Source organism: Bacteroides sp. D1, from assembly GCF_000157095.2.
Taxonomy (GTDB): Bacteria; Bacteroidota; Bacteroidia; order Bacteroidales; family Bacteroidaceae; genus Bacteroides; species Bacteroides xylanisolvens.
On the sequence record NZ_JH114350.1, the window covers coordinates 960,245 to 961,733 of the forward strand.

General features: G+C 40.1%; 1 protein-coding gene. It reads right to left on the minus strand.

The features are described from left to right. Window positions 1-59 precede the first annotated feature (59 nt). The coding region (locus BSAG_RS01225; RefSeq protein ID WP_008997772.1) for an ISL3 family transposase at window positions 60-1,489 on the minus strand (1,430 nt) is incomplete at its 5' end.

Below are 1,489 nucleotides of genomic sequence, written 5' to 3' on the forward strand. Positions count from 1 at the left end.
GCAGGTGGCAGATGTTTTTTTTTTTTCAAGGTTCTTCGTCAAATTTGGTGGTACTTCTTCTATTGTGAATAAAGAATCTTGGCTCTCAGTAGTTTACTTCCTGCCCTATTGTACATCTGCCTTTTTACCGCTTTAATTTTATTCACTGTCCCCTCCAGTAATCCGTTATTAAAGGGGATATCAATAGCTGCCTGTACTGCCTCCCAGTCTTTTTCAATACCATATGCAAAGTTCGTCAGTGCCATATTCCGTGTTGCCTTCGCTTTTTCAATCCACTTTCTAATATCCTTATCATAAGTGTTCCCATTAATCATATCTCTGAAATTCTGACACACGCTTAAGAGTTCTTTTATCTGTGGTGAGGACTTATACAGTTCCGCTAGTTTAGGATTATCCGATTCTCCCTTTAGAATGTATTTGCGTATCTGATTCTGTGAAACTCTCTGTGTTTTACTTCCGTTTTCAATGCTCTCATTATGCTCCTTGACTTCTTTCCTCTTTTGTTGATACATTTTTCGCAAGCTGGATGTTATCCTTCCAATAAGTGCGCCACTGATTTTACTTCCCATTTTTTGTGCCAATATATTTCGGGTAATACAGCCCGCACTAATGATTGTAGCCAGTTCGGATACATATTTAAGAGCTGTCTTCTGTTGCTCATTCAAGTATGCCCCTATTCTCCTGTTGTGAATGAGCTTATAAATGTAGCGACTTTTCTTGCCTAAATGTGCGGCTGTCTGCTCAATGGTCATCCCCTGCATTTTTAAGTTCAGGCTTTCCCTGTATATCTTCAATTTTTCTCTGTGTCGGACATCTCCCATGTTAAATATGTCCTGAAGAATTAACGAAGAAGCCGTGTCTCTGTCAGGATATTCGTATTTGAGCTTTTGCTTAGTCTGACGAATCATTTTCTCTATTTCCGGTATCATTGTGTCCGTCATATTCTTGGTTAGATGGAACCGGTCGCAGATTTGTGTAACACCAGGGATTATTCTGTTTATAGCCTCTGTGAAACATCTTCCACGGTCTCTCGTTATATATTGTATTTGAGGATTCCGGGCGAGCCAGTTATCAAGCGCTTCTCCGCTTCTATCCTCTAACAAAGCAATAGGCATGTGTGTCATCTGGTCTACGACCACACTCATATAATCCTTACCTTTTTTATAGGCAAAATCATCAATACCTACATAAATACTTTTATTATGCATAGGATTATGTTGCCCGCACTGTTGTAGGATGCGTAAGCAGGAAGAGCTACTGGCCGTTATATGGAACAGCTGCAAAAGAGAAGAGGCCTTTCGGGAAGTAAGTTCCAAGCTTATCGATCTGATGCGTTCCTCAACAAGATAGCTCCGTCTACCATACCGACGAGCCAGAAAAGACAACGGTTCGCAGAATATTTTTTGCGGACAAGAAACATTGTCACAATAATATTTACCAACCTTTATGACTAACTCCAAAGTATGACCGTAAACTTCAAGATCCTGAA